This window comes from Streptomyces sp. NPDC044984, assembly GCF_040646935.1.
GTDB lineage: Bacteria > Actinomycetota > Actinomycetes > Streptomycetales > Streptomycetaceae > Streptomyces.
The window spans coordinates 139,309-160,119 of record NZ_JBEZBE010000018.1 but is presented as its reverse complement, the minus strand read 5'-3'; the positions used below and the strand labels follow the sequence as shown (position 1 = coordinate 160,119).

At 73.3% G+C, this 20,811-nt stretch carries 11 protein-coding genes and 2 pseudogenes; 4 read left to right on the top strand and 9 right to left on the bottom strand.

Features of this window, described 5'->3' with window-relative positions; all coding sequences use genetic code 11:
- The first annotated feature begins 99 nt into the window (after window positions 1–99).
- Window positions 100–1,723, top strand: a pseudogene (locus tag AB0A94_RS21075) (GGDEF domain-containing protein).
- A 160-nt stretch (window positions 1,724–1,883) separates the two neighbouring features.
- Window positions 1,884–2,595 (top strand): annotated as a pseudogene (locus AB0A94_RS21070) (FGGY-family carbohydrate kinase); the annotation flags it as partial.
- 84 nt (window positions 2,596–2,679) lie between these two features.
- Here the strand turns inward: AB0A94_RS21070 and AB0A94_RS21065 are convergent.
- The 5 genes from AB0A94_RS21065 to AB0A94_RS21045 are packed head-to-tail and all read right to left on the bottom strand — an operon-like array spanning window position 2,680 to window position 10,800.
- The gene (locus AB0A94_RS21065; protein ID WP_361746367.1) at window positions 2,680–3,285 is read right to left on the bottom strand and encodes an ATP/GTP-binding protein; all 606 of its coding nucleotides are present in this window, start codon (window positions 3,283–3,285) and stop codon (window positions 2,680–2,682) included.
- Window positions 3,266–6,949 (bottom strand): hydantoinase B/oxoprolinase family protein, encoded by a 3,684-nt coding sequence (locus AB0A94_RS21060; protein WP_361746365.1) that lies wholly within the window; start codon window positions 6,947–6,949, stop codon window positions 3,266–3,268. Before AB0A94_RS21060 ends, AB0A94_RS21065 begins: the two co-directional genes overlap by 20 nt.
- Before the next feature lie 24 nt (window positions 6,950–6,973).
- Window positions 6,974–7,369: a DUF742 domain-containing protein gene (locus AB0A94_RS21055; RefSeq protein ID WP_361746364.1), complete on the bottom strand. Its 396-nt coding sequence runs from the start codon at window positions 7,367–7,369 to the stop codon at window positions 6,974–6,976.
- 9 nt (window positions 7,370–7,378) lie between these two features.
- Window positions 7,379–7,813, bottom strand: a complete 435-nt coding sequence (locus AB0A94_RS21050) for a roadblock/LC7 domain-containing protein (protein ID WP_217129918.1) — start codon at window positions 7,811–7,813, stop codon at window positions 7,379–7,381.
- Window positions 7,810–10,800 (bottom strand): nitrate- and nitrite sensing domain-containing protein, encoded by a 2,991-nt coding sequence (locus AB0A94_RS21045; protein WP_361746362.1) that lies wholly within the window; start codon window positions 10,798–10,800, stop codon window positions 7,810–7,812. Before AB0A94_RS21045 ends, AB0A94_RS21050 begins: the two co-directional genes overlap by 4 nt.
- A gap of 419 nt (window positions 10,801–11,219) precedes the next feature.
- Between AB0A94_RS21045 and AB0A94_RS21040 the strand changes: the two genes are divergently transcribed.
- Complete coding sequence (locus AB0A94_RS21040; RefSeq protein WP_361746360.1) at window positions 11,220–11,843, top strand: hypothetical protein; 624 nt, start codon at window positions 11,220–11,222, stop codon at window positions 11,841–11,843.
- Window positions 11,844–12,052: 209 nt separating this feature from the next.
- Window positions 12,053–12,796, top strand: coding sequence for an IclR family transcriptional regulator (locus tag AB0A94_RS21035; RefSeq protein ID WP_361746358.1), 744 nt, complete (start codon window positions 12,053–12,055; stop codon window positions 12,794–12,796).
- 23 nt (window positions 12,797–12,819) lie between these two features.
- Here the strand turns inward: AB0A94_RS21035 and AB0A94_RS21030 are convergent, their stop codons facing one another.
- From AB0A94_RS21030 to AB0A94_RS21015, 4 genes are all read right to left on the bottom strand, one after another.
- Window positions 12,820–17,472, bottom strand: a complete 4,653-nt coding sequence (locus AB0A94_RS21030) for a hypothetical protein (protein WP_361746355.1) — start codon at window positions 17,470–17,472, stop codon at window positions 12,820–12,822.
- A 34-nt stretch (window positions 17,473–17,506) separates the two neighbouring features.
- A complete protein-coding gene (locus AB0A94_RS21025) occupies window positions 17,507–18,388 on the bottom strand; it encodes a hypothetical protein (protein ID WP_361746353.1) in 882 nt (293 codons plus the stop codon).
- 49 nt (window positions 18,389–18,437) lie between these two features.
- Entirely contained in the window at window positions 18,438–19,964 is a 1,527-nt protein-coding gene (locus AB0A94_RS21020; RefSeq protein WP_361746351.1) for a hypothetical protein, read from the bottom strand.
- 69 nt (window positions 19,965–20,033) lie between these two features.
- Window positions 20,034–20,750 carry a GntR family transcriptional regulator gene (locus AB0A94_RS21015; protein WP_361746349.1) on the bottom strand — a complete coding sequence of 239 codons (717 nt, stop codon included), beginning with the start codon at window positions 20,748–20,750 and terminating at the stop codon, window positions 20,034–20,036.
- Between the last annotated feature and the right edge of the window lie 61 nt (window positions 20,751–20,811).

The following is a 20,811-nucleotide window of genomic DNA, read 5'->3' as shown; positions in this document are numbered from 1 at the left end:
TCCGATGCCCCCGCATACGCGGAGTGAGCGCTCGGAAATCCTGCGTGAACGTCTCGTGAACTGCGCTCGGGCGGCCTCGGGCGGCGCCATCATGCTCCCGTGAGCTCCTGGTCGGACAGTCTCCGCTTCGCCTTCCAACCGGTGATCAACCTGACGACCGGCGGGGTGACGGGTCTGGAGATACTGGCCCGCCCCGAGGCCGGCGACATCCTGGCCGAAGCCCGTCGGGATCCTGAGGTGGACCTGCGGCTGGCCGTGTCGGCGGTACGGGCCGCGGTCCGCAAGGAGACGCTGCTCCCGCTGTACGTCAACGTGTTCGCGGGCACCCTCGCCGATCTCGGCGACCTCGCGACGCTGCACGACGCCGTGCGTGAGGCGGGACGGCTGCCGTGGGAAGTGACGATCGACATCGGCCCTCCCTGCACGCACGTGCCGTGGCGGGCGCTGCTGGGCGCGGTCGCCGAGCTGCGCGGGCAGGGCTTCCGTGTCTGCGCGGACGGTGTCGGGGACGGGGACATCCCGCTGCGGCTGCTCGTGGATCTCGCGCCCGACCTGGTCAAGCTGGACGCGTCGCTGCTGGCGCGGCCCGCGGCCGTACGGGCGATGCGGACCCTGTGCGAGGAGCTCGGGGCGCTGCTGTGCGTCGAGGGCGTCGAGACCGAGGGACAGTGCGCGACGGCACTGGCGGCCGGGGCCCAGTTGGCCCAGGGCGAACTGTTCGCCCCGCCGGCCCGGCTGCCGGTCGCGGACGTGTACGTTCCGCCGCACTCCCCCGGCGTGGTGTCGGTGCCCCGGACCGGGCCGTCGGTGCGGGAGTTCGTACGGCCGGCCGCACTGCTGCCCGCCACAGCGTCGGCCGGTCAGGTGCGGGCCCTGCTGACCGGGTCCCCCGACGTGTCCGGGGTGCTGCTCGTGGACCGGGCCGGGGTGCCGGTGCGGTCGGTGCACCGCTCCCGCTTCCTGCTGTCGATGTCCGGCCGCTACGGGCACGCCCTGTACGCCGACCGGCCCGCCGCCAAGCTCGGGGACCCGCCGCGGACGGTGGGCGCCGACGCCACGGCCTGGGAGGTGCTGGAGGTGGTGGCGGTCGGGGACCGGGGCCGTACGTCGGACGACGTGGCCGTGGTCGACGCGCACGGCCGGTGCGTGGGGGTGGTACGGCTGGCGGATCTGGTGCGCGCTGGCCGAGAACCGGGTGGAGGAGGCGGCAGGGCTCAATCCGCTGACCCGGTTGCCCGGTTCGGACGCGATCACCGCCGAGGTGGACCGGCGGATCGCGGGCGGCCGCGCGTTCACGCTCAGCTGGCTGGACGTCGACCACTTCAAGCAGGTGAACGACGGGGCCGGCTTCGCGGCGGGCGACGAGCTCATCCGCGCGGTGGGGCGGGCACTGCACGAGGCGTCGCCGGACACCGCACGCGTGGGCCACATCGGCGGGGACGACTTCCTGGTGCTCGCCGATCAGGAGGCGCTGGATCCGCTGGCGTCCCTGGTGCTCGACGCGCTCTGGTCGGCCGGCGGCCGCCCGGTCACGCTGTCGCTGGCCACGGTCCTGTGCCCGCCCGGCAGCGTGACGGACCACCGGCAGGCCGCCGCCTGTCTGGCACCGCTCAAGAAGGCGGCGAAGGCGTTGCAGGGGACGAGCTGGGTGCTGGGCCGGGCGGGAGCGGGCGGGCACGAGATCCGGCGGGGAAGCGAGCGGACACCGGCGCCCGCGGGCTGACGGGTGAGGCGGGCGGCCCAGCGCCCGTACCGCCAGGAAGGGCGTGCTTCCGGCCGGGTGGCCGACAGCCGTTGCGGTCGGCGACCTTGGCGCCCCCTGGGTGTCGGTGAACACTTCCCGGTGCCGGTCGACATCGCCGTACATCTCGGCACATCGCGGGATCGATCAGGGCACCCGGACCGCCGCGCTCTGTGGTCAGCTGTGCGGACCGGACGGGCAGGACCGTTTCCGCGGGCAGACCGGACTGCCGCCGGCCGGCTGCTTCTCCGGGCCGAAGGCGGCCTGGCTGCTCGACGACGTGTCCGGGCTCAGGACCCGCGCGGAGAACGGCGAGATCGCGGACGGCACCATCGACTCCTGGCTGATCCGGAACCTCACCGGCGGCAGCGCCTATGCCGTGCCCGCCTTCTCCGGCCTGTTCGCGCCGTACCAGCGCTCCGACGCGCGGCGTGGTCACCGGGCTCACCCGCTACGTGACGAAGGCACCTCTCGCGCGGGCGGTGCTCGAGGCGACCAGCCGGCAGACGCGCGAGGTCGTGGACGCCGTGCACCAGGACTCCGGGGTGCGGATCACCACCCTGAAGGTCGACGGAGGCACGACGAAGAACCACCTGCTGATGCGGCACCGGGCGGATGTGCTCGGGATGCCGGTGATCCGGCCCGGGGTCTCCGAGACGACCTGCCCGGGCGTCGCCTGTGCGGCGGGGCTCGCCACGGGGGTGTGGAACGGCCTGGACGAGCTGAGGTCCCCCTGGCAGAAGGACGCCGAGTGGACGCCGGCCATGGAGGCGCCGGCACGGGACCGGAAGCACCGCGACTGGCGCAAGGCGATGGAGAGAATCTTCGGCTGGGTGGCGGAGGGTGACGGCTGACCACGCGCGCGTGGTGTGTCGTTCTCCGGGTTCGCGGCCCGGGCTCCGGTCGGGGGGAGCACGGGCCGCGGTCCTGCCGACGTCTCAGGTGCCGACCGTCTGGCGTCGCTGTGCGGCCTGGGCCATGGCGTGCTGGACGACGCCGATGAGGGTCTCCTTGACCGACTCGCGGTCCCGCGCGTCGCACATCAGCAGCGGCACGTGGTCGTCGAGGTCGAGGGCGCGGCGGACGTCGTCGGCCGGGTAGCGCGCCGCTCCGTCGAAGCAGTTGACGCCGACGAGGAACGGGATGGCGCGCCGCTCGAAGTAGTCGATGGCCGCGAAACAGTCCTCCAGGCGCCGGGTGTCGGCGAGGACCACGGCGCCGAGGGCGCCCTCGGACAGTTCGTCCCACATGAACCAGAACCGCTCCTGACCGGGCGTGCCGAAGAGGTACAGCACCAAGTCCTCGCGGAGGGTGATGCGGCCGAAGTCCATGGCCACGGTGGTGGTGTTCTTGGTTTCCACACCGGAGGTGTCGTCGACCGGGCGCCCGGCCTCGGTGAGGAGTTCCTCGGTGCGCAGCGGCCTGATCTCGCTGACCGCGCCGACGAGCGTGGTCTTGCCCACGCCGAAGCCGCCGGCCACCAGGATCTTGAGCGTGACGGGCTCGACCGGGGGCTTGCCGCGCTCAGAGCGCCCGAAGATCATCGTTCTCTTCTCCTGCTTGATGGGGGTCGGGCGGCGGGCCGTATCCTCCGCCGCCGGGGGTTTCGACGACGAGTACGTCGCCGGGGCCGACGTCCGCCGAGTCGCTTCCGGCGAGCCGGGTGACCGTGCCGTCCGCCCGTTCGATCCGGTGGGCGCCCGGTGCGCCGGGTTCGCCTCCGGCCATGCCGTACGGGGGGACCCTGCGGTGCTGGGACAGCGTGGAGACCGTCATGGGCTCCAGGAAGCGGATACGGCGCACGGCTCCGTCCCCGCCGCGCCACCGTCCGGCGCCGCCGCTGCCGCGGCGCACCGCGAACTCCTCGAGGCGGACGGGCAGTCGCCATTCCAGGATCTCGGGGTCGGTGAGCCGGGAGTTGGTCATGTGCGTCTGTACGACGGATGCCCCGGGGAAGCCGTCTCCGGCGCCCGAGCCGGAGGCGACGGTTTCGTAGTACTGGTGGCGGGCGTTGCCGAAGGTGACGTTGTTCATGGTGCCGGAGCCCTCCGCCTGGACGCCGAGGGCCGCGTACAGGGCGCCGGTGACGGCCTGGGAGGTCTCCACGTTGCCCGCGACGACGGCGGCCGGCGGCTCGGGGGCCAGCATGCAGCCCGGCGGCACGATGATGTCCAGCGGGCGCAGACAGCCGTCGTTGAGCGGGATGTCGTCGGCGACCAGGGTGCGGAAGACGTACAGGACGGCCGCGTTGACGACGGAGAAGGGGGCGTTGAAGTTGGTGGGCAGCTGGGCGGACGTACCGGTGAAGTCGATGGTCGCGCGGCGGTTCTCGCGGTCCACGCGGACGCGTACGCGGATGACGGCGCCCGAGTCGGTCTCGTAGGCGTACGCGCCGTCGTCGAGGGCGTCGATGACGCGGCGCACGGCCTCTTCGGCATTGTCCTGGACGTGCTTCATGTAGGCCTGGACGACGTCGAGGCCGAAGTTCCCGATCATGCGGCCGACCTCGTCGACGCCCTTGTGGTTGGCGGCGATCTGGGCGCGCAGGTCGGCGAGGTTGGTCTTCGGGTTGCGGGAGGGGTGGGGTGCCTCGGTGAGGAGGCGGAGGGTCTCCTCCTCGCGGAAGCGGCCGTTCTCGGTGAGCAGCCAGTTGTCGAAGAGGACGCCCTCCTCGTCGATGGTGCGGCTGTCGGCCGGCATGGAGCCCGGGGCGATGCCGCCGATCTCGGCGTGGTGGCCGCGTGAGGCGACGTAGAAGAGGACCTTCCGGTCACTCTCCGTGCCGTCGGTGGGCCCGGTGCCGAAGACCGGGGTGATGACGGTGACGTCGGGAAGGTGGGTGCCGCCGTGGGACGGGTCGTTGACGGCGTAGGTGTCGCCGGGGCGCATGGCCGGGCCGCGCCGCCGGATGACCTCCTTGACGCTGGTGCCCATCGAGCCCAGGTGGACGGGGATGTGGGGGGCGTTGGCCACCAGGTTCCCGTCGGGGTCGAAGAGGGCGCAGGAGAAGTCCAGGCGTTCCTTGATGTTGACGGACTGGGCGGTGGACTCGAGGCGGGCGCCCATCTGTTCGGCGATGGACATGAAGAGGTTGTTGAAGACCTCGAGCAGCACAGGATCGGCTTTTGTGTCGGCTTGGGAACTCTGCGTAACCGCGACGCGTTCCATGACCAGATGCCCGTCGTGGGTCGCCGCGGCCCGCCAGCCGTCGTCGACGACGGTCGTCGCCCCGGACTCGGTGATGATCGCCGGGCCGGTGACGGCTTCGCCGGGAGGAAGGTCCTCACGGCGGTGAAGGAGTACGTCGCACCAGGTGCCGCCGGTGTGGAGGCGGACGGTCCGCGGGGGGACGGCGGGGTGTCGCGGGGTGCCTTCGTAGGGAGCGAGGGCGGAGAGATCGGGGGGTTCGGTGATGCCGGTGGCTTCGACGGAGAGGGCTTCGACGACGATCGGGCGGTCGAGCGTGAAGGAGTACGTGGCGCGATGACGTTCTTCGAAGGTGTGCCGCATCGTGCCGGGGTCGGTCAGCTTCACGGTCAGGGTGGTGTCGGTGCCGTCGTAGCGGAGCTGGGCGCGGCGGGTGACCTCGATCCGCTCCTCGGGGACGCCCTCGGCGAGGAGTTCGGCGCGGGCCGCCGATTCGAGGTCGTCGGCGGTCTTGCGGACGCCGGGCATGGCGGCCGGTTCCAGGGGGGCCTCGACGGACCGTTCCCGCATGGCCGTGGTGTCGGCGAGGCCGATGCCGAGCGCCGACAGGACGCCGGCCATGGGCGGGACGAGGACGGTGCGGATACCGAGGGAGTCGGCGACCATGCAAGCGTGCTGTCCGCCCGCTCCGCCGAAGGTGGTGAGGGCGTACCGGGTGATGTCGTGGCCCTTTTGCACGGAGATCCGCTTCACCGCGCTGGCGATGTTGGCGACGGCGATCCGCAGGTAGCCCTCGGCGACCTGCTCGGGGGTGCGGTCGTCGCCGGTCTGCTCGCGGATCTCGCCGGCGAGGGCGGTGAAGCGGTCACGGACGAGCGCGTCGTCGAGGGGCTGGTCGCCGTCCGGGCCGAACACCGTGGGGAAGTGGGCGGGCTGGATACGGCCGAGCATGACGTTGGCGTCGGTGACCGTGAGCGGGCCGCCGCGCCGGTAACAGGCGGGGCCCGGGTCGGCGCCCGCCGAGTCCGGCCCCACGCGGTAGCGGGAGCCGTCGAAGTGGAGGACCGAGCCGCCGCCGGCGGCGACGGTGTGGATGTCCAGCATGGGCGCGCGCAGCCGGACCCCGGCGATCTGCGTGGTGAAGACGCGTTCGTACTCGCCCGCGAAGTGCGAGACGTCGGTGGAGGTGCCGCCCATGTCGAAGCCGATGACGCGGTCGAAGCCGGCGAGCTGCGACATGCGGGCCATGCCGACGATGCCGCCGGCGGGCCCGGAGAGGACGGCGTCCTTGCCCCGGAACCGGCCGGCTTCGGTGAGGCCGCCGTTGGACTGCATGAACATCAGCCGTACGCCGTCGAGTTCGTCGGCGACATGGCGGACGTAGCGGCGCAGCACGGGCGAGAGGTAGGCGTCCACGACGGCGGTGTCCCCGCGTGGGACGAGTTTCATCAGGGGGCTGACCTCGCTGGACAGCGAGATCTGCGGGAAGCCGATCCGGGCGGCGAGTTCCCCGACCGCTTGTTCGTGGGCGGGGTGGAGGTGGCTGTGCACGCAGACCACGGCGACGGCCCGGATGCCGTCGTCGTACGCCCGTCGCAGCGGTCCGGTGAGGGCGTCCAGGTCGGGGGTGCGCAGGACGGTGCCGTCGGCGGCGATGCGTTCGTCCACCTCGACGACCCGTTCGTGCAGCAGCTCGGGCAGGTCGATACGGCGGGCGAAGATGTGCGGGCGGTTCTGGTAGGCGATGCGCAGCGCGTCGCGGAAGCCGCGGGTGACGACCAGCAGGGTCCGTTCGCCCTTGCGCTCGAGGAGGGCGTTGGTGGCGACGGTGGTCCCCATGCGCACGGCGTCGACGGGGCCGTCGGATCCGGCCAGCAGTTCGCGGACGCCCACGACCGCCGCGTCGGTGCCGCGTGTCCCCCGGCTCCCGCGGTTCCGGGTGTGTTCCGGAGCCGGGTTGTCGGACAGCACCTTGTGCGTCAGCAGTCGGCCGTCGGGGCGCCTCGCGACGATGTCGGTGAAGGTGCCGCCTCGGTCGACCCAGAACTGCCAGCCTGTCACGTCAGTATCCCGCTTCCGCGCCGGTCACAGCGCCCGGAGGCCGTTGATCACGTCGCGCAGAATACTCTCGTCCGGCAGCTCGGCCGGGGGTACCGGCCGGTTCACATGGACCCATTCGGATTCCACGAGATCTCCGACGAGGACCCGGACCACCCCGATCGGCAGATCGAGCTCGGCGGAGAGTTCGGCGACCGTCTGCGAGCTGTCGCGGCACAGTTCGACGATGTCCACGTGTTCCGGGGAGAGCGTGGGATCAGCCTCCGGATCGTCCGCGTGCGGCTCCGTGACGACCACCGCGATCAGGTCGAGGCGGTGCTGGACCGCACTGGTGGTGCGGCCCCGCGTCATGGCGTACGGACGGACGACCGGTCCGGCCTCGTCGTCGAACCAGTGGCTCCTACCCTGACCGTCAGCGCTCATGTCATCCCACTACCCGCCCGAGGGCAGATCGGTGCGCGGTGCGGCGCCCAGATGCACACCGACCCGCTTCACGAGGAGCGTCATCTCGTAGGCGACCTGTCCGACGTCCGAATCCGCGTCCGCGAGGACGGCGAGGCAGCTGCCGTCGCCGGCGGCGGTGACGAAGAGGAACGCCTCGTCGAGTTCGACGACGGTCTGACGGACGTCTCCGGCCTCGAAGTGACGGCCCACGCCCTTGGCGAGGCTGTGGAAGCCGGAGGCGACGGCTGCCAGGTGCTCGCTGTCCTCCCGGGTGAGGTCCTTCGACGCGCCTGTCGGCAGGCCGTCGCCGGAGAGCACGATCGCCTTGCGGATGCTGGCGACTCGGTCCACCAGGTCGTCGAGGAGCCAGTTCAGCTCCCCCTTGTCGGTCGTGGTGTGGCCGGTGGCCCTCGGTGCGGTCATCGACCGTCCCCCTTTGTCGTTCGTCGTGGTGCTGTGCCGCTGTCGGCTTCGTCGCCGGCGGCGTTCTCCTCGCGGCCGCGCTGCCAGCCCCGCTGGAGCGAGGCCATGCGGCTGCGGACTTCGTCGGCATCCCGTTCAACGGGCCGTGCCCTGTCCTCGTTCCGCGGTTCGGCACTGTGCTTGAGCTGCGGGGCGAGGCTGGCCTGCCGTATGCGCCGGGGCAGCGCTCCGCCGCCGGGTCGTGCGGCGTCGGCGTCCGTGCCGCCCGCGCCCGGCACGGAGTCGTCGGGACCGCTCACCGCGACGGCGGGGCGGGTGCGCCGGGGATGGCCGGCAGAGGGCTCCGGCCGGTCCTGGCGCACGGGGCCGGAGGGCTCCGGAGTGTCGCTCTGGTCCCCGGTTCCGGTCCTGGGGCGGGAGGGGGCGGGGCCCCGTCGGCGGGCAGGCAGCGGGGGCAGTGACTCCGCGCCCGGTTGTGCGCGCTCGACGTCGGAGGGGAGCCGTTCGGTGCGGCGGCGTGCGGGGAGCGGGGACAGTGCATCCGCATCCGGGCGGCCGGTACCCCGGCGTCCCGCGGGATTCTCACCGCGGCGGCGGGCGGGCAGCGGAGGCGCTGCTTCCAGCTCGGGCCGGGTGGACGCGGCGGGCGTGCCCTCCTCGTCCGTGCGCTCCGCACGGGCGCGGGCGTCGCGGACCGGGCGTCCGTGGGAGCTGACCAGCTTGGGTGCTCCCCTGCGGGCCGGCGGTACCGGGGCGCTCCGGTCGTCCCCGCCCGGGTCCGCGCTTCCGGGCGTGTCGGGGGTCTGCTGATGGTGTGCGCGGCCGGGCCGCTCCTCCTGGGGGCCGGTGAGGGAGCGGCGGGGGCGGAAGAGGCCGCCGCGCCGGCTGTCCTCGTCCTCCAGGGCGCCGGGGAAGCCGTCGAGTGCGTCCAGGTCGACGGGGGCTTCCAGTTCGACCGGTCCGTCCAGCAGCGAGGCGGGGAGCCTGGGCAGTTGTACGGGCACCTGGGAGAGCGCGGCGCGGCGGGTCTCCTCCGGTTCGCGGTCCTTGGCGCGCTGGGGGCGGTCGAGGCGGAAGCCGACGCCGTTGGTGTCCGGAACGTCGTCCGTCAGCAGTGCGTCGGGGATGAAGACGACCGCCGTGGTGCCGCCGTACGGGGAGGGCTGCAGGGAGACCCGGACGTTCTGTCGCTGGGCGAGGCGGCTGACCACGAACAGTCCGAGCCGGTCGGTGTCGGAGAGCTCGAACTCGGGGGTCTCGGCGAGTCTGAGGTTGGCGTCCAGCAGGGCGTCGGCCGCCATGCCGAGCCCGCGGTCGTGGATCTCCAGGGTGAATCCGTTGGCCACCCGCTCGCCGAGGACCTGGACGGCGGTGTGCGGCGGGGAGAACACCGTGGCGTTCTCCAGCAGTTCGGCCACGAGGTGGGTGAGGTCGGCGACGGCCGGACCGGTGACGGCGACCCTGGGCAGCCGGCGGACCTCGATGCGCTCGTAGTCCTCGACCTCGGCGACGGAGGCGCGTACGACGTCCATGAGCTGGACGGGCTTGCGCCATTGCCGGGAGGGCGCGGCGCCGGAGAGGATCACCAGGCCCTCGGCGTGCCGGCGCATACGGGTGGTGAGGTGGTCCAGCCGGAACAGGTCGGCGAGTTCCTCGGTGTCCTCGGTCCGGCGTTCCATGGTGTCCAGCAGGGTGAGCTGTTTGTGCAGCAGGACCTGGCTGCGGCGGGCGAGGTTGACGAACACCTCGGAGACACCGGCGCGCAGTTCGGCCTGCTTGACGGCGGCCTCCACGGCGGCGCGCTGGAGGGTGTTGAGGGCCTGGCCGACCTCTCCCATCTCGTTCTTGTCGTATTCCAGGTGCGGGACCTCGGTCTCGACGTCGACCTGTTCGCCCGCCGAGAGGCGGCGCATCACGCTGGGCAGCCGTACACCGGACGCCTCGTGGGCCTCCAGGCGCAGCTGCCGGAGGTCCCGGATGAGTCCGCGGCCCACGCGTACGGAGAGGACGAGGGAGACCAGGAGGGCGACCAGTCCGAGGACACCGGCGATGACGGCCTGGGTGATGACGCCCACGGCGACGGGGCGGACGCGGTCCTGGTAGCGGTCGGCGGCCTGGTCGTTGAGGGTGCCGAGTTCGGAGAGCACGTTGCCGGCGGCGATGTCCCAGCTCTTGGCCGTGATCCCGCGGGGCTCCCCGCTGCCGGAGGAGACGGCCGCCTCCTCGCCCACGCGCAGCGGGGCGGACGCCGCGTTCTTCCAGAAGGTCTCGTAGCGGTCGCGCTCGGACGCGGGCAGCTGCGGCAGGCCGGCGTCGTACATCAGCGTGCGCTGGGCCACGAGGTCGGAGATCTGCCGCACTTCGGCACGGGACAGTTCGCCGACGATCAGGGCGGAGCCGAGCAGGGCGTCCTCGCGGGAGAGGAGTTCGCGGGCGCGGGCGAGGCTGACGAGGGCGCGGTACTGCTTGTCGAGTTCGACGTCTTCGACCACGTGCAGATTGGCCAGCAGGACGTAGCACGGGTCGATCAGCCGGTTGTAGAGGTCGAGGGCCTGGGAGCGGTCGACGGTGCCGTCCTCGACGCTGCGGCGCAGGGACTCGATGCCTTCGAAGGAGTCCAGGACCGCGCTCAGTTCACCGGAGTCCCCGTGCATGGCCTCGCGCACATCGGTGTTCGCCGCGTTCCTGCGGACGCTGTCGATGGCCTCGTCGGTGGCGGCGCGACTGCGCCGGAGTGCGGCAAGCCCTTCGGCGGCGCGGGGGTCCGCGAGGTGGACGAGGGTCTGCCGGCGCTCCTGCTGGAGGACGCGGACGGTGTCCTCGACGGGGTAGCCGACCTCCTCCATCACCGACGACACGTCGAACAGATGGCTTGCCTCGCGGCCCGTGAGCACCGTGGTGAAGGCCCAGATCGTCGTCAGGGACAACAGCGGCACGAGAAGCAGCGCCACGATCTTCCGGCGGACGGACTTCCCGCGAAAGCGCATGGCCTCCCCCAGCTCGGCCCCCCGGTCGGCCGGGGGTACACATGTGCGTCAACAAACGGCGCGAGCCTACTACCGCCCCGGGGTGAACTCGAAGAGCCGTCCGGAAGCTGTAGTTCCGCGCCGGGGGCGGGAGATGGCGAGTTGTCCGGGCATTGGGGGAGATTGCCTCCCGGAATCGGGGGTGCGGCCCCCGGACCGATCCCCCGGACGCGCGGGGATGGTTGGCCGATTTCTTTCCCGGTCGGGAATCTTCGCGACGTGCCGTTCGTCCTTCTCTGTGGGAAATGGGGGCGGAATCGGCCGCAAGAGCCGTGTCCCGCACCTGGGCGGCGTAGAACAGCGCAAGCCGGGCAGCCACTGGAGAACCAGGTCTTCGAACATGGCTGAGCGGTCTGCTGGCGGTGGGGAGTGACACGTTGATGGGCACGGCGGAGCGGCGCGAGGCGCCCGAGGAGGGCGCGGCGGCGCAGGTGACGACGCGGCCGGAGGCCGGGGCTCCCGGACCCGGTACAGCCGCGTCCGGGCACGGGACGGCCGGCGGACGCGGCGCCGCGTCGACCGTGCGCGGAGCGGCGCACGAGGGCCGCGACGGCGCTGCGGCGCGGGAGACCGGAGGGGGGAACGGCGAGTCCGGCGGCTTCAGCGGTAGGACCTCCTACCGGCCGCTGTGGGTCGAGGAGCCGGCCCGGCGGCGCCGGTTGCCGGACCCGGTACGGACGTCGGCCGTGCGGGCAGTGCTCGTCATCGCGGTGACGTTGATTCAGGCCATGGTGGCCTTCCTGTGCACGCTGGCCGGGTCCTGGCTGGCATTCCCCATGGTCATCAGCAGCGTCGTCAGCACGATCCTCGCGACCTGGGGGGTCCTGGACGTCTGGGTGACCCGCCAGGTCTGGAATCAGCGCAATGGCGTGGTGTCCGCGCCCAGCAGCACCGCGCGGGCCCTGCGGCGCGAGCGGCGCCGCGCTCGCCGTCAGCAGCGGACCGCCCAGCGGGCGCAGGCTCGAATACGCCGGCGGGGAGCCGGGCAGCTGTCGCACCCCTGACGGCACACCCACCGGAACACGGACTCTCGGTAGGCTGATGTTGCGTGTGCCACATGTGCAGGCGCTACGCGCAACAGTTCCCGGGCGGGTGACCATCGCAGCGAGGGCGGCCGGCATCGGCCCGCACCGGGCCGACAGATGGTGAGAGCCGAGCCATGACCGGCGAGCGGAAACAGCCCGGGGGGCACGGAAGGGGCACGACGAGTGCCGTGCAGTCGGTGGACCGTGCGGTGAGCGTGCTGGAGATCCTGGCGCGGCACGGCGAGGCGGGTGTCACGGAGATCGCCGACGAACTGGGCGTGCACAAGTCCACAGCCTTCCGGCTGCTCGGCGTCCTGGAGAACCGCGGTCTTGTGACCCAGACGAAGGACCGCGGCAAGTACCACCTGGGTGCCGGCGTGCTGCGCCTCGCGGGGGCGGCCGCCGTGCGGTTGGACATCTCGCAGGAGGGCGTTCCGGTGTGCCGGGAGCTCGCCGACGAGCTGGGCGAGACGGTGAACGTAGCGGTGCTGGACGACGACGCCGCCGTCAACATCATGCAGGCCCGGGGCACGGCGTCGGTCACCGCGCAGAACTGGCTCGGCAGGCGCACCCCGCTGCACGCCACCGCCGGTGGCAAGGTGTTCCTGGCCCACCTGCCACCCGCGGTCCGTGAGGGCCACCTCGCACGCCCGCTGCGCCGGTTCACGGAGCGGACGATCACCACGGCGGCGGAGCTGCGCGGTGAGCTGGAGACGGTGGTCGAGCACGGATACGCCGCCACGCTCGAGGAGCTGGAGCTGGGACTCGCGGCCGTCGCGGCACCGGTCCGCTCGCACGACGGCACGGTGATCGCGGCGATCAGCGTCTCGGGGCCGGTGTACCGGCTGCGTGCGGACCTGCTGCCCGAGCTGGGCAGCCGGACCGCGACGGCGGCGGCCGGGCTGTCCCGGCGCATGGGCTACGGCTTCTGAGCCTCGTCCGGGGTGACGCCTGATCAGCCGCTCGTCGTCGCCGGCCGCTTGAACATGCGGGTCGCCGTGATCTCGCTGTGCGCCTCCTCGGCCGGGTCCTGCTGGGGAAGTCCCGGCCGGAGGTGTTCCTCCACACTGATGTACTTCAGGCCGGCCCGCAGGTCGGCGTCGTTCCGCAGCCGGATGACCAGCGGGAACTCCGCGAGCGCCGTCGTGTCGAACAGACCGGTGGTGTACAGGAGCTGGACGCCGAGCGCGTCGGCGACCGCGCGCTGGAGCTCCAAGAGGTAGGTCGCGTTGGCGCGGCCGATGGGGTTGTCCAGGAACAGCGTGCCGGCGTGGCGGTGCTTGTCCCGGCCGCGGTCGTTGGAGCGCAGCGCGGCCATCGTGCAGTACAGGGCGATGGCCGCGGTGAGCAACTGGCCGCCGGAGAACACGTCACCCATCTGACCGACGGGTACGCGTTCGGCGCGCAGTACCGCGTCGGGCTTGAGGATCTCGACGGCGACCCCCTTCGGCTGGAGCGCGGCGGCGACCCCGCGCAACAGCAGGGACATGCCGTCGCGCCGCAGGTCGGAGTTCTTCTTCACGGCCGCCCGGGTCGCCTCGTCGACGACCTCGCCGAGCCGCTCGGTGAGGGTGGCCTGGTCGGGTTCCTCGAAGCGGATGCGCAGGAACTCCTGTCCGGACCACTCGCCGAGGCCTTCCGGCAGCCGGGACAGCCGCTGGGCGGAGCGGAGGGTGGCGAGGGCGGACTCGACCAGGCCCCGCAGCCGGTCCACGATCGAATCGCGGTTGCGTTCCAGCTGCTCCAGCTCGTCGGTGAGGACCCGCAGCCGGGGCGCGAAGGCGTCCGCCCACTTCTGGGCGTGCTCGGGCAGCGCGGAGGCGGGCAGCTCGCGGATCTGCTGGCGCGCGGGCGTGCGGACCTGCTCGTAGCGCGTGGAGTTGGCGTGCCGGACGAGGATGTCACTCGCTTCGCGCACGGCGGACTCGGCGGCGGACAGGTCGGCGGCGCAGCCGCGCAGCGAGCGGCGGGACTCGGCGGCGGACTGCCGGGCCTCGTCCAGACCGCCCGGGTAGGGCTCGGGCTGCTCCTGCTCCTCCTCGGGGGCGTGTTCGCGGAGCAGGTCGCGGAGCATGGCGGAGATCTCGTCGAAGCCGCCGGCCGCGTCCTCGGCGGCGCGGTGTGCGTCGAGCAGTTCGGCGTGGGCCTCCCGTGCCTGGCTCAAGGCCTCGCTGCGGGAGGCGAGTTCGGTGGTCGCGGTGCGCAGGAGGGTCTGTGCGTGCTCGGCGTCGCGCGGCACCAGTTCCTCGGGGAGTTCGGTGTGCGCCTCGCCGTCCTCGGGCGCGAGCCGTTCGGCCTCGCCGCGCAGTCGTCCGAGCTGCTCGCTCGCGCTGGACATGCGGGTCTCCAGGAGCTGCACCAGCTCCTCCGCACGGGCGGCGGCGGCCTGCCGGCTGGGTCCGTCGGAGCCGTCGGGCGACTGGAGCAGCTGCTCGGCGCGGGTGCGGACCTTGTTGCTGAGCCGGTCCAGTTCGGCCCGGGCGGCGCTCTCGTCGCTCTCCGCGCGGGCCTGTTCGGCGCGCAGATCGGCGCCGACGCCGACCTTCTCGTACACCTGGGACGCGGCGCGGTAGGCCTCGCGCAGGGCGGGCAGGGACGCCTGCGGCGCTCCGGTGCCGTCCTCGGGCACGTCGTCGGGGGCGCCCGCGATCTCGGCGCGCTCGGCGCGCAGCGCACGTGCGGTGCGCCGGGCGTCGTCGGCGGCCCGCTGGGCGCCGCGCCGGTCCTCGTCGGCGGCGCGCGCCCGTTCCAGGCAGGTCTGGGCGCGGGCCTCCGCCTCGGTCGCGTCGTCGGCGAGTTCGCGCAGCTTGACCTGCCAGCCGGCCCGTTCACGCAGCCGGAAGGCGAGTCCGGCGAGGGCGTCGGCCGCGCGCCGGGCCTTCTGCGCGGCTTCCTGCCGCTCGTCACGGACACCGACGGCTTCGGCGGCGGCCTCCTCGGCCTCCGCCCGCACGGTGCGCGCCTCGGTCAGCTCGGCCTCGGACTCCTCGGCGAACGCCCGCGCCTCGTGGGCCGTACCGGCCAGCTCCGTGAGCCGCCCGGCGGGGCAACCGGTGCGCCAGGAGGCGAGCCGCGCGGCCAGCTCCCGGTCCTTGCCGAGCCGGGCGGCGAGCGCGCGGATCTCCTCGTCCCGCTCGGTCGCCCGCGCGCGCAGTGCCTGCCGTTCCTCGTCGGCGGCGTGCTCGTCGTGCATGGCCGGGTTCGGCGGTACGAGGAAGACGTCCCCGGTGTCCGCGTCCGGCGCGGGGGTGGGGGCGAGCAGGGCGGCGGCGGTGCCGACGGCGACGGTGGAGCGGGGCAGCAGGGCGGCGTCGCTCAGCGCCTCGCGGGCGCGGAGGTGGGAGTCCGGGTCGGTGATGATGACGCCGTCGACCAGCTCGGGGCGGGCGGCCAGCACGCGCGCGTGGTCGGCGGGGTCGACGGCCTGGGCGAGGTAGCGCCACCCCGGGAGTGCCGGGATGCCGTGCTCGCCGAGGAACTCGACCGTCGCCAGCACGTCCGGGCCGGGCGGCAGCAGCCCGCCGTCGCCGAGGGCACCGAGGATGCGGGCGTCGTCCGCGGCGGCGGTCCGCAGGTCGAACAGCTGCCGTTCGGCGGAGGAGACGGCGTCGTCGAGCAGTTCGCGCAGCTCGTCGGCGAACCGGTCGAGTTCCTCGGCGGTCAGGGCGCCTTCGCCGGAGGAAGGCCCGGCCTCGGAAGCGCCCGCGGCGCGGTCCGTGTCCGTGCGCTGTCCCGGCACACCGGCCCGCCGCCGGCCGGCGGCTCCCGGCAGGCTCAGCAGTTCCGCCAGCCGTTGTTCGGCGGCGAGGGCTTCGGCCGTGCGGCGCTCGCCCTCGTGGGCGCGCTCGGCCGCCGTGGCCGCGTCCGCCGCGCGGGCCGCGGTGAGTTCCGCGCGGCTCTCGGCGGCGGCCGCCTCCCGCGCGTGCTCGGTGGCCCGGCGGGCCGCCTCGCGGGCGGTGTCCCAGGCGGCGACCGCCGTCTTCTCGGCGTCACTGGCCGCGAGGGCGGCCCTGGCGGGGTCGGCGTCCGGGGCGCTGTCGTCGAGCCAGCCCGCCCGCACGGCCTCGGCGGTCTCCTGCTCGACCTCGGTGAGCCGCTGCCGCAGGTGCCCGACCTCGCTGCGGGCCCGCTGCGCCTCGGTGGCGGCGGCGGTGGAGTCGCGGTAGGCGCCGTCGCTGACCTCCTGGAGGGCGGCGGACCGCTCCTCCTCCTCGTTGGCGAGGTCCTCGGCGTTCTGCGCGGCCGCGTGCAGGGCGCGTACCAGGTCGACGGCGGCCTTGGCGCGCGCGGCCAGCGCGGGGGCGGCGTCCCGCTCGGCCTCCTGGATCGCGGCGGAGACACGGGCGACGCGGTCGGCTGCGGCGCGGTGGCGCAGTACGGCCTCGGCGGCCTGCCAGGCGGAGTACAGGGTACGCGCGTCGGCGAGCTCGCGTTTCTGGGCGGCGGCGGACTTCTCGGCGGCGGCGAGCGCCAGGGAGGCGTGCCGGTAGGCGAGTTCGGCGGAGATCAGCGCGCTGTGCTCGCGTGCCGTCTCGGCGTGGGTGACGGCGTACGCGGCGGCGGTGACCCGCCCGGCCAGGTCGGCCGCGCGGACGCGTTCCCGGGCGCCGCGCGCGGAGAGCCGGCGGGCCAGGGTGCGGGTGCGGCGCTCGGCGGCGGTGTGGATCTCCCGCGCGCGGGTGCGGGCCTCGGCGGCCTCGACGATCCGGCCCAGCAGGTCGACGGACCCGGCGGTGAAGTCCCGTTCGGCGATCAGCTCGGCGCGCCGGCCCAGCTTGTTGCCGAAGCCGCCGACCAGGTCGGCGAGTCCGTCGGTGTCCCGGGTGTCGGTGACGGCGCGCAGCAGCAGGTCGGTGAAGTCGGAGTCCTTCTTGACCGCGAAGAGACCGGCGGCCTCGCCCTCGTCGGCGTTCATCTCCCGCTGGTAGCGGAAGAGTTCGGGGTCGAGTCCCAGGTCGCCGAGGTGTTCGGTCCAGCGCTCGTGGATCTCCTCCCAGTGCACTTCCAGGTGCGGGTAGTTCTTGCCGGCCTCCGTGAGGGCGTCCCGGAAGCCCTTCATGGTGCGGCGGCGTCCCCGCGCGCCCGACTGGCCCTCGACGGGCGGCCGTACGGCCGTGGACTCGGCGACGGGGAGGTTGTCCAGGCTGAGGCCGGGGCCGGGACGGAAGGAGTACCAGGCCTCGGCGAACTTCCTCGGGTCGTTGGAGACCTGGCGGCCCCGCCACTCGCTGACCTTGCCGACGACGACGCACTCGCCGGTCTGCACGTGCTGCCACTCCAGAGCCACGTGGCCGCAGTCGTCGGCGAGCAGGAACTTGCGCAGCACGCCGGAGCTGGCGCCGCCGAGGGTGTTGCGGTGGCCCGGGAGCATCACGGAGAAGATCAGCTTCAGCAGGACCGACTTGCCGCCGCCGTTCTCCAGGAAGAGCACCCCGGCGGGGGCGGGCCTGCGCGGCGGGCCGACGGGCTCCTCCTCGAAGAACTCCGCCTGCGTCGGAGCGGGGTCCGGCACGACCCCGCCGACACCGCGCAGGTCGAGCACGGTGTCGGCGTAGCGCGCACCGGCCGGCCCGATGGAGTAGAGGCGGACCCGGGACAGCTCGTACATGGCGGACTCTCGTGAGGCTTCGTGAAACGGGGGTTCAGGCGGAGTGGAACGGCAGGCCGGCATCGGCGACCAGCTCCAGGTCGTCGCCGTCCTCGGGCGGCAGCAGGGTGGGCGTGCCGTCGGTGACCGGGACGACGCCCAGCTCCAGCAGCTCGGCCATGGCGGCGGCACCCGCCATGTCGCGGACCTGGAGCTGGTAGCGGGCCGTGGTGCGGTACGTGCCGCCGTTGTCGTCACCGGTGCGCTGCAGGAAGCCGGAGTCGGTGAGGAAGCCGACGGCCTTGGCGACGATGCCCGTGGTGGAGCCCGCGAGCCGGCGTGCGTCCTTGGTGGCGCCGGTCGAGCTGCGCCTGGCCCAGATCCGCCACGCGGCCTCCAGGCCGGGGGCGTCGCTGGCCGGGTCGGTGTTCTCGCCCTGCTCCGCGGCCCGCTCCTCCAGCCGGTGGCAGGCCTGGCGGACGAAGGCGTCGACGCCGTTGACCGTGACGCGCCCGATGTAGCCGTCGTCGGCGAGGTCCTCGGGGCGCGGGAAGGCCATGGCGGCGACGGCGAGGTGGGCGAGTCCGTGCAGGAACCGGTCGCCGCCGTCGGCGGAGGTGCGGCGCGCGTAGTCGCCCATGCGGACGGCGAAGACGGAGTCCTCGGCGGCGGTGACGGCCATGCCGGCGCGCGGGGAGACCTCCAGCACGATCAGTCCGAGGCCGGTGGCCACGGCGTCGGCGAGCCGCGCGAACGGCGGGTCCTCGCGGTAGCGGCGCAGCAGGTCGGCGTACTCCTGGTCGCGGGCGGGCTGGAGCTTGGGCTGGAGGCCGAAGGCGACGAGCCGCGCGGCGTCGGCGGCGTCGGCGGGTGTGACGGGGGCGCCCGCCGGTGCGGCCACGGCCTCCGGCTCACTCCACTCGACGTGCTCGGTCACGGTCGGGACTCCTTGTTCTGGGACACCTCGGTACGGACTGCTTGCTCCGTCATGCCGCCTCCGACCGGTCCGCGGCCATCCCCGCCGCGTCCAGCAGGGCCGTGCCGACGATGAGGTCGGCGCCGCCGAACTCGGGGTCGTCGAGGTCGGTTCCGTCGTCCACGGCGAACAGCAGCTTCCGCTCGCCCTGGCGGTAGGCGGTGCCGACCGGGGGGCTGGCGGCGTGGATGGCCAGCAGGGCGACCAGGTAGGGCAGTTCGGGGTCCTTGCGGCGGGCCTCGGCGAGCAGCCCCGACAGCCGGCGCGGTGCGTCGGCCGGCAGGTCCAGCAGTTCCGTGGCGGCCGCCAGCTGCTCCTCGCTGAAGCGGCTGTCGTCGGGCGTGGCGATCAGGTCGGGCTCGGGCATCTCGGCGCCGAGGTGTTCCCGCTCCACGGGTGGTGTCAGCAGGATCTCGACGAGGTCGGCGACCCGGACGGAGACCGGGGTGCGCAGTCCGGTGCCGTGGGCGAAGAAGGCGTCGGTGACCCGGGCCGCCCGCTCCACGGGCAGCGGCAGCAGGGGCGCGAGGAGGTGGCCGTAGAGGTCGGTGCCCGAGGCCGACGTGGGGGTGGCGAAGGCCTGCCGGTCCTGTTCGGCGCGGAACAGCGGGCCGGCCTCCAGCAGCCGGGACTGCAGCTGCGTGTGGCGCCGGATGCAGTCCTTGACGATGTCCACCAGCTCGGCCGCCCGGCGCTTGTGCTCGGGGTCCTCGGACTCGTCGCGGGCCTTGCGGATGTTGGTGAGGATCGCGTTCTCGTGGCGGTAGCGGTCCGCCACGTGGTCGAGGGCCTCGGCGATCATGTCGGGCACGGCCCTCAGCCAGTCCACCGCGCGGACGTTGCGGCGGGTGGCGTCCAGGGCCCGGCGCAGGGTCTCGGAGTACTGCACGGTCCGGTAGCGGGCCTGCTCGGCGGCGAGCTGGGCGTCGGCGAGCCTGCCCCGGCTGATCAGCACCTCCAGCTTGACCTCGGCGGCGATCTGCGCGCTGGTGACGTCGGTGTCCAGGGCGCCGACCAGGACGTTGACGGCCTCGTCGGTGGTTCGCAGGTACACCGTGCCGCCGGGGCCGGGGACCTCCTCGATCAGCTTGAAGTCGTAGTCGCGGCGCACATAGGTGCCGTCCGCGCCGAACACGCCGTACACCGCGCGGAAGCCGCGGTCGACGCTGCCGACGTTGATCAGGTTCTCCAGGACCCAGCGGGCCACCCGCTCGTGCTCGGCGGCGGGGCGGCGCGGGGCCTGGGCGGCGATGCGCGGGACGATCCGGGCGACTATCTGGTCGTGGTCGGCGCCCGTGTCGAAGTCCATGTTCAGGGTGACGAGGTCGATGGCCGCGAGGGCGATCTCCGCCATGCCGTACACCGAGTACTCACCGGCGAGGTTGGCCTTGCGCGCGTCGAGGTCGTGCAGCGGCGCGGTGCACGCGAGCGCGCGCAGCCGCCGCGCCAGGCCCTCGTCGGCGGCCGGGCCCGGCGCGGGCCGCGGCCCCGCGCTGAGCTGGGGCGGAACGCTGTCCGTCGATGCAGGCGAAGTCACGGTGCACAGACTAGGTCCTCGGTCTGACAACGACCCAAACGACCGTGTTGCGCCCCGGCGCGACGGTCGTCACACCACCGGCCGGCCCTCCTGGCCGTCCTCGCCGACGCGCCGCCGGTACACCTCGACGACCCGCTCCAGCGAGACCTCGAGGTAGGCCGCCAGCAGTGTCTCGGCCTTGTCGCGATCCCCGTCCTGAAGCGCCTGAAGAATCCCGACATTACGGGCGATGTACGGTTCATGCAGTCGTTGCGGCTCGTCCACGACGTGGAAGGCGAGCCGCAGTTCGGCGAAGACGCTGCGCATCAGCTCGTCCGTGCGCTCGCTGGCGGCGAGGGCCACCAGCTCCCGGTGGAAGTGGATATTGGCCGTACCCACTCCTTTCCAGTCACCTTCGCGCGCCGCCGCGCGCCCCTGTTCCACCACCTCGGCGAGCGCGTCGAGCGCGTAGGGCGGGTCGCCGAGCCCGCGCACGACGGCGCACTCGACGAGCCGGCGGGTGCGGTAGATGTCCTCGACGTCCTCGACGGTCAGCACCCGGACGAACACGCCCCGGTTCAGCTCGTGGACGAGCAGCCGTTCGTGCGTGAGCAGCCGGAACGCCTCGCGCAGCGTGTTGCGGGAGACGCCGAGCGCACCGCCGATGCTGTCCTCCGACAGCCGCGTCCCGGGCGGGAAGTAGCCCTCGGCGATACGGCTCCTGAGGATGTCCGCGACTCGCTCGGCGGTGCTGGTACGGCCCAACAGGGCACGGTCGCCGGCCAGTCCGCCCATCTGCTCTGCCATGCCGGAATTCAATCGCACGCGGAAGAACGAGACAACACGGGTATTGAAGGATCGTTCAACG

What these genes read in the sequence shown, in the direction of transcription:
- AB0A94_RS21065 (WP_361746367.1), bottom strand. Translation starts at nt 3,285, where the DNA reads ATGATCTTCGGGCGCTCTGAGCGCGGCAAGCCCCCGGTCGAGCCCGTC.
- AB0A94_RS21055 (WP_361746364.1), bottom strand. Translation starts at nt 7,369, where the DNA reads ATGAGCGCTGACGGTCAGGGTAGGAGCCACTGGTTCGACGACGAGGCC.
- AB0A94_RS21050 (WP_217129918.1), bottom strand. Translation starts at nt 7,813, where the DNA reads ATGACCGCACCGAGGGCCACCGGCCACACCACGACCGACAAGGGGGAG.
- AB0A94_RS21045 (WP_361746362.1), bottom strand. Translation starts at nt 10,800, where the DNA reads ATGCGCTTTCGCGGGAAGTCCGTCCGCCGGAAGATCGTGGCGCTGCTT.
- AB0A94_RS21040 (WP_361746360.1), top strand. Translation starts at nt 11,220, where the DNA reads ATGGGCACGGCGGAGCGGCGCGAGGCGCCCGAGGAGGGCGCGGCGGCG.
- AB0A94_RS21030 (WP_361746355.1), bottom strand. Translation starts at nt 17,472, where the DNA reads ATGTACGAGCTGTCCCGGGTCCGCCTCTACTCCATCGGGCCGGCCGGT.
- AB0A94_RS21015 (WP_361746349.1), bottom strand. Translation starts at nt 20,750, where the DNA reads ATGGCAGAGCAGATGGGCGGACTGGCCGGCGACCGTGCCCTGTTGGGC.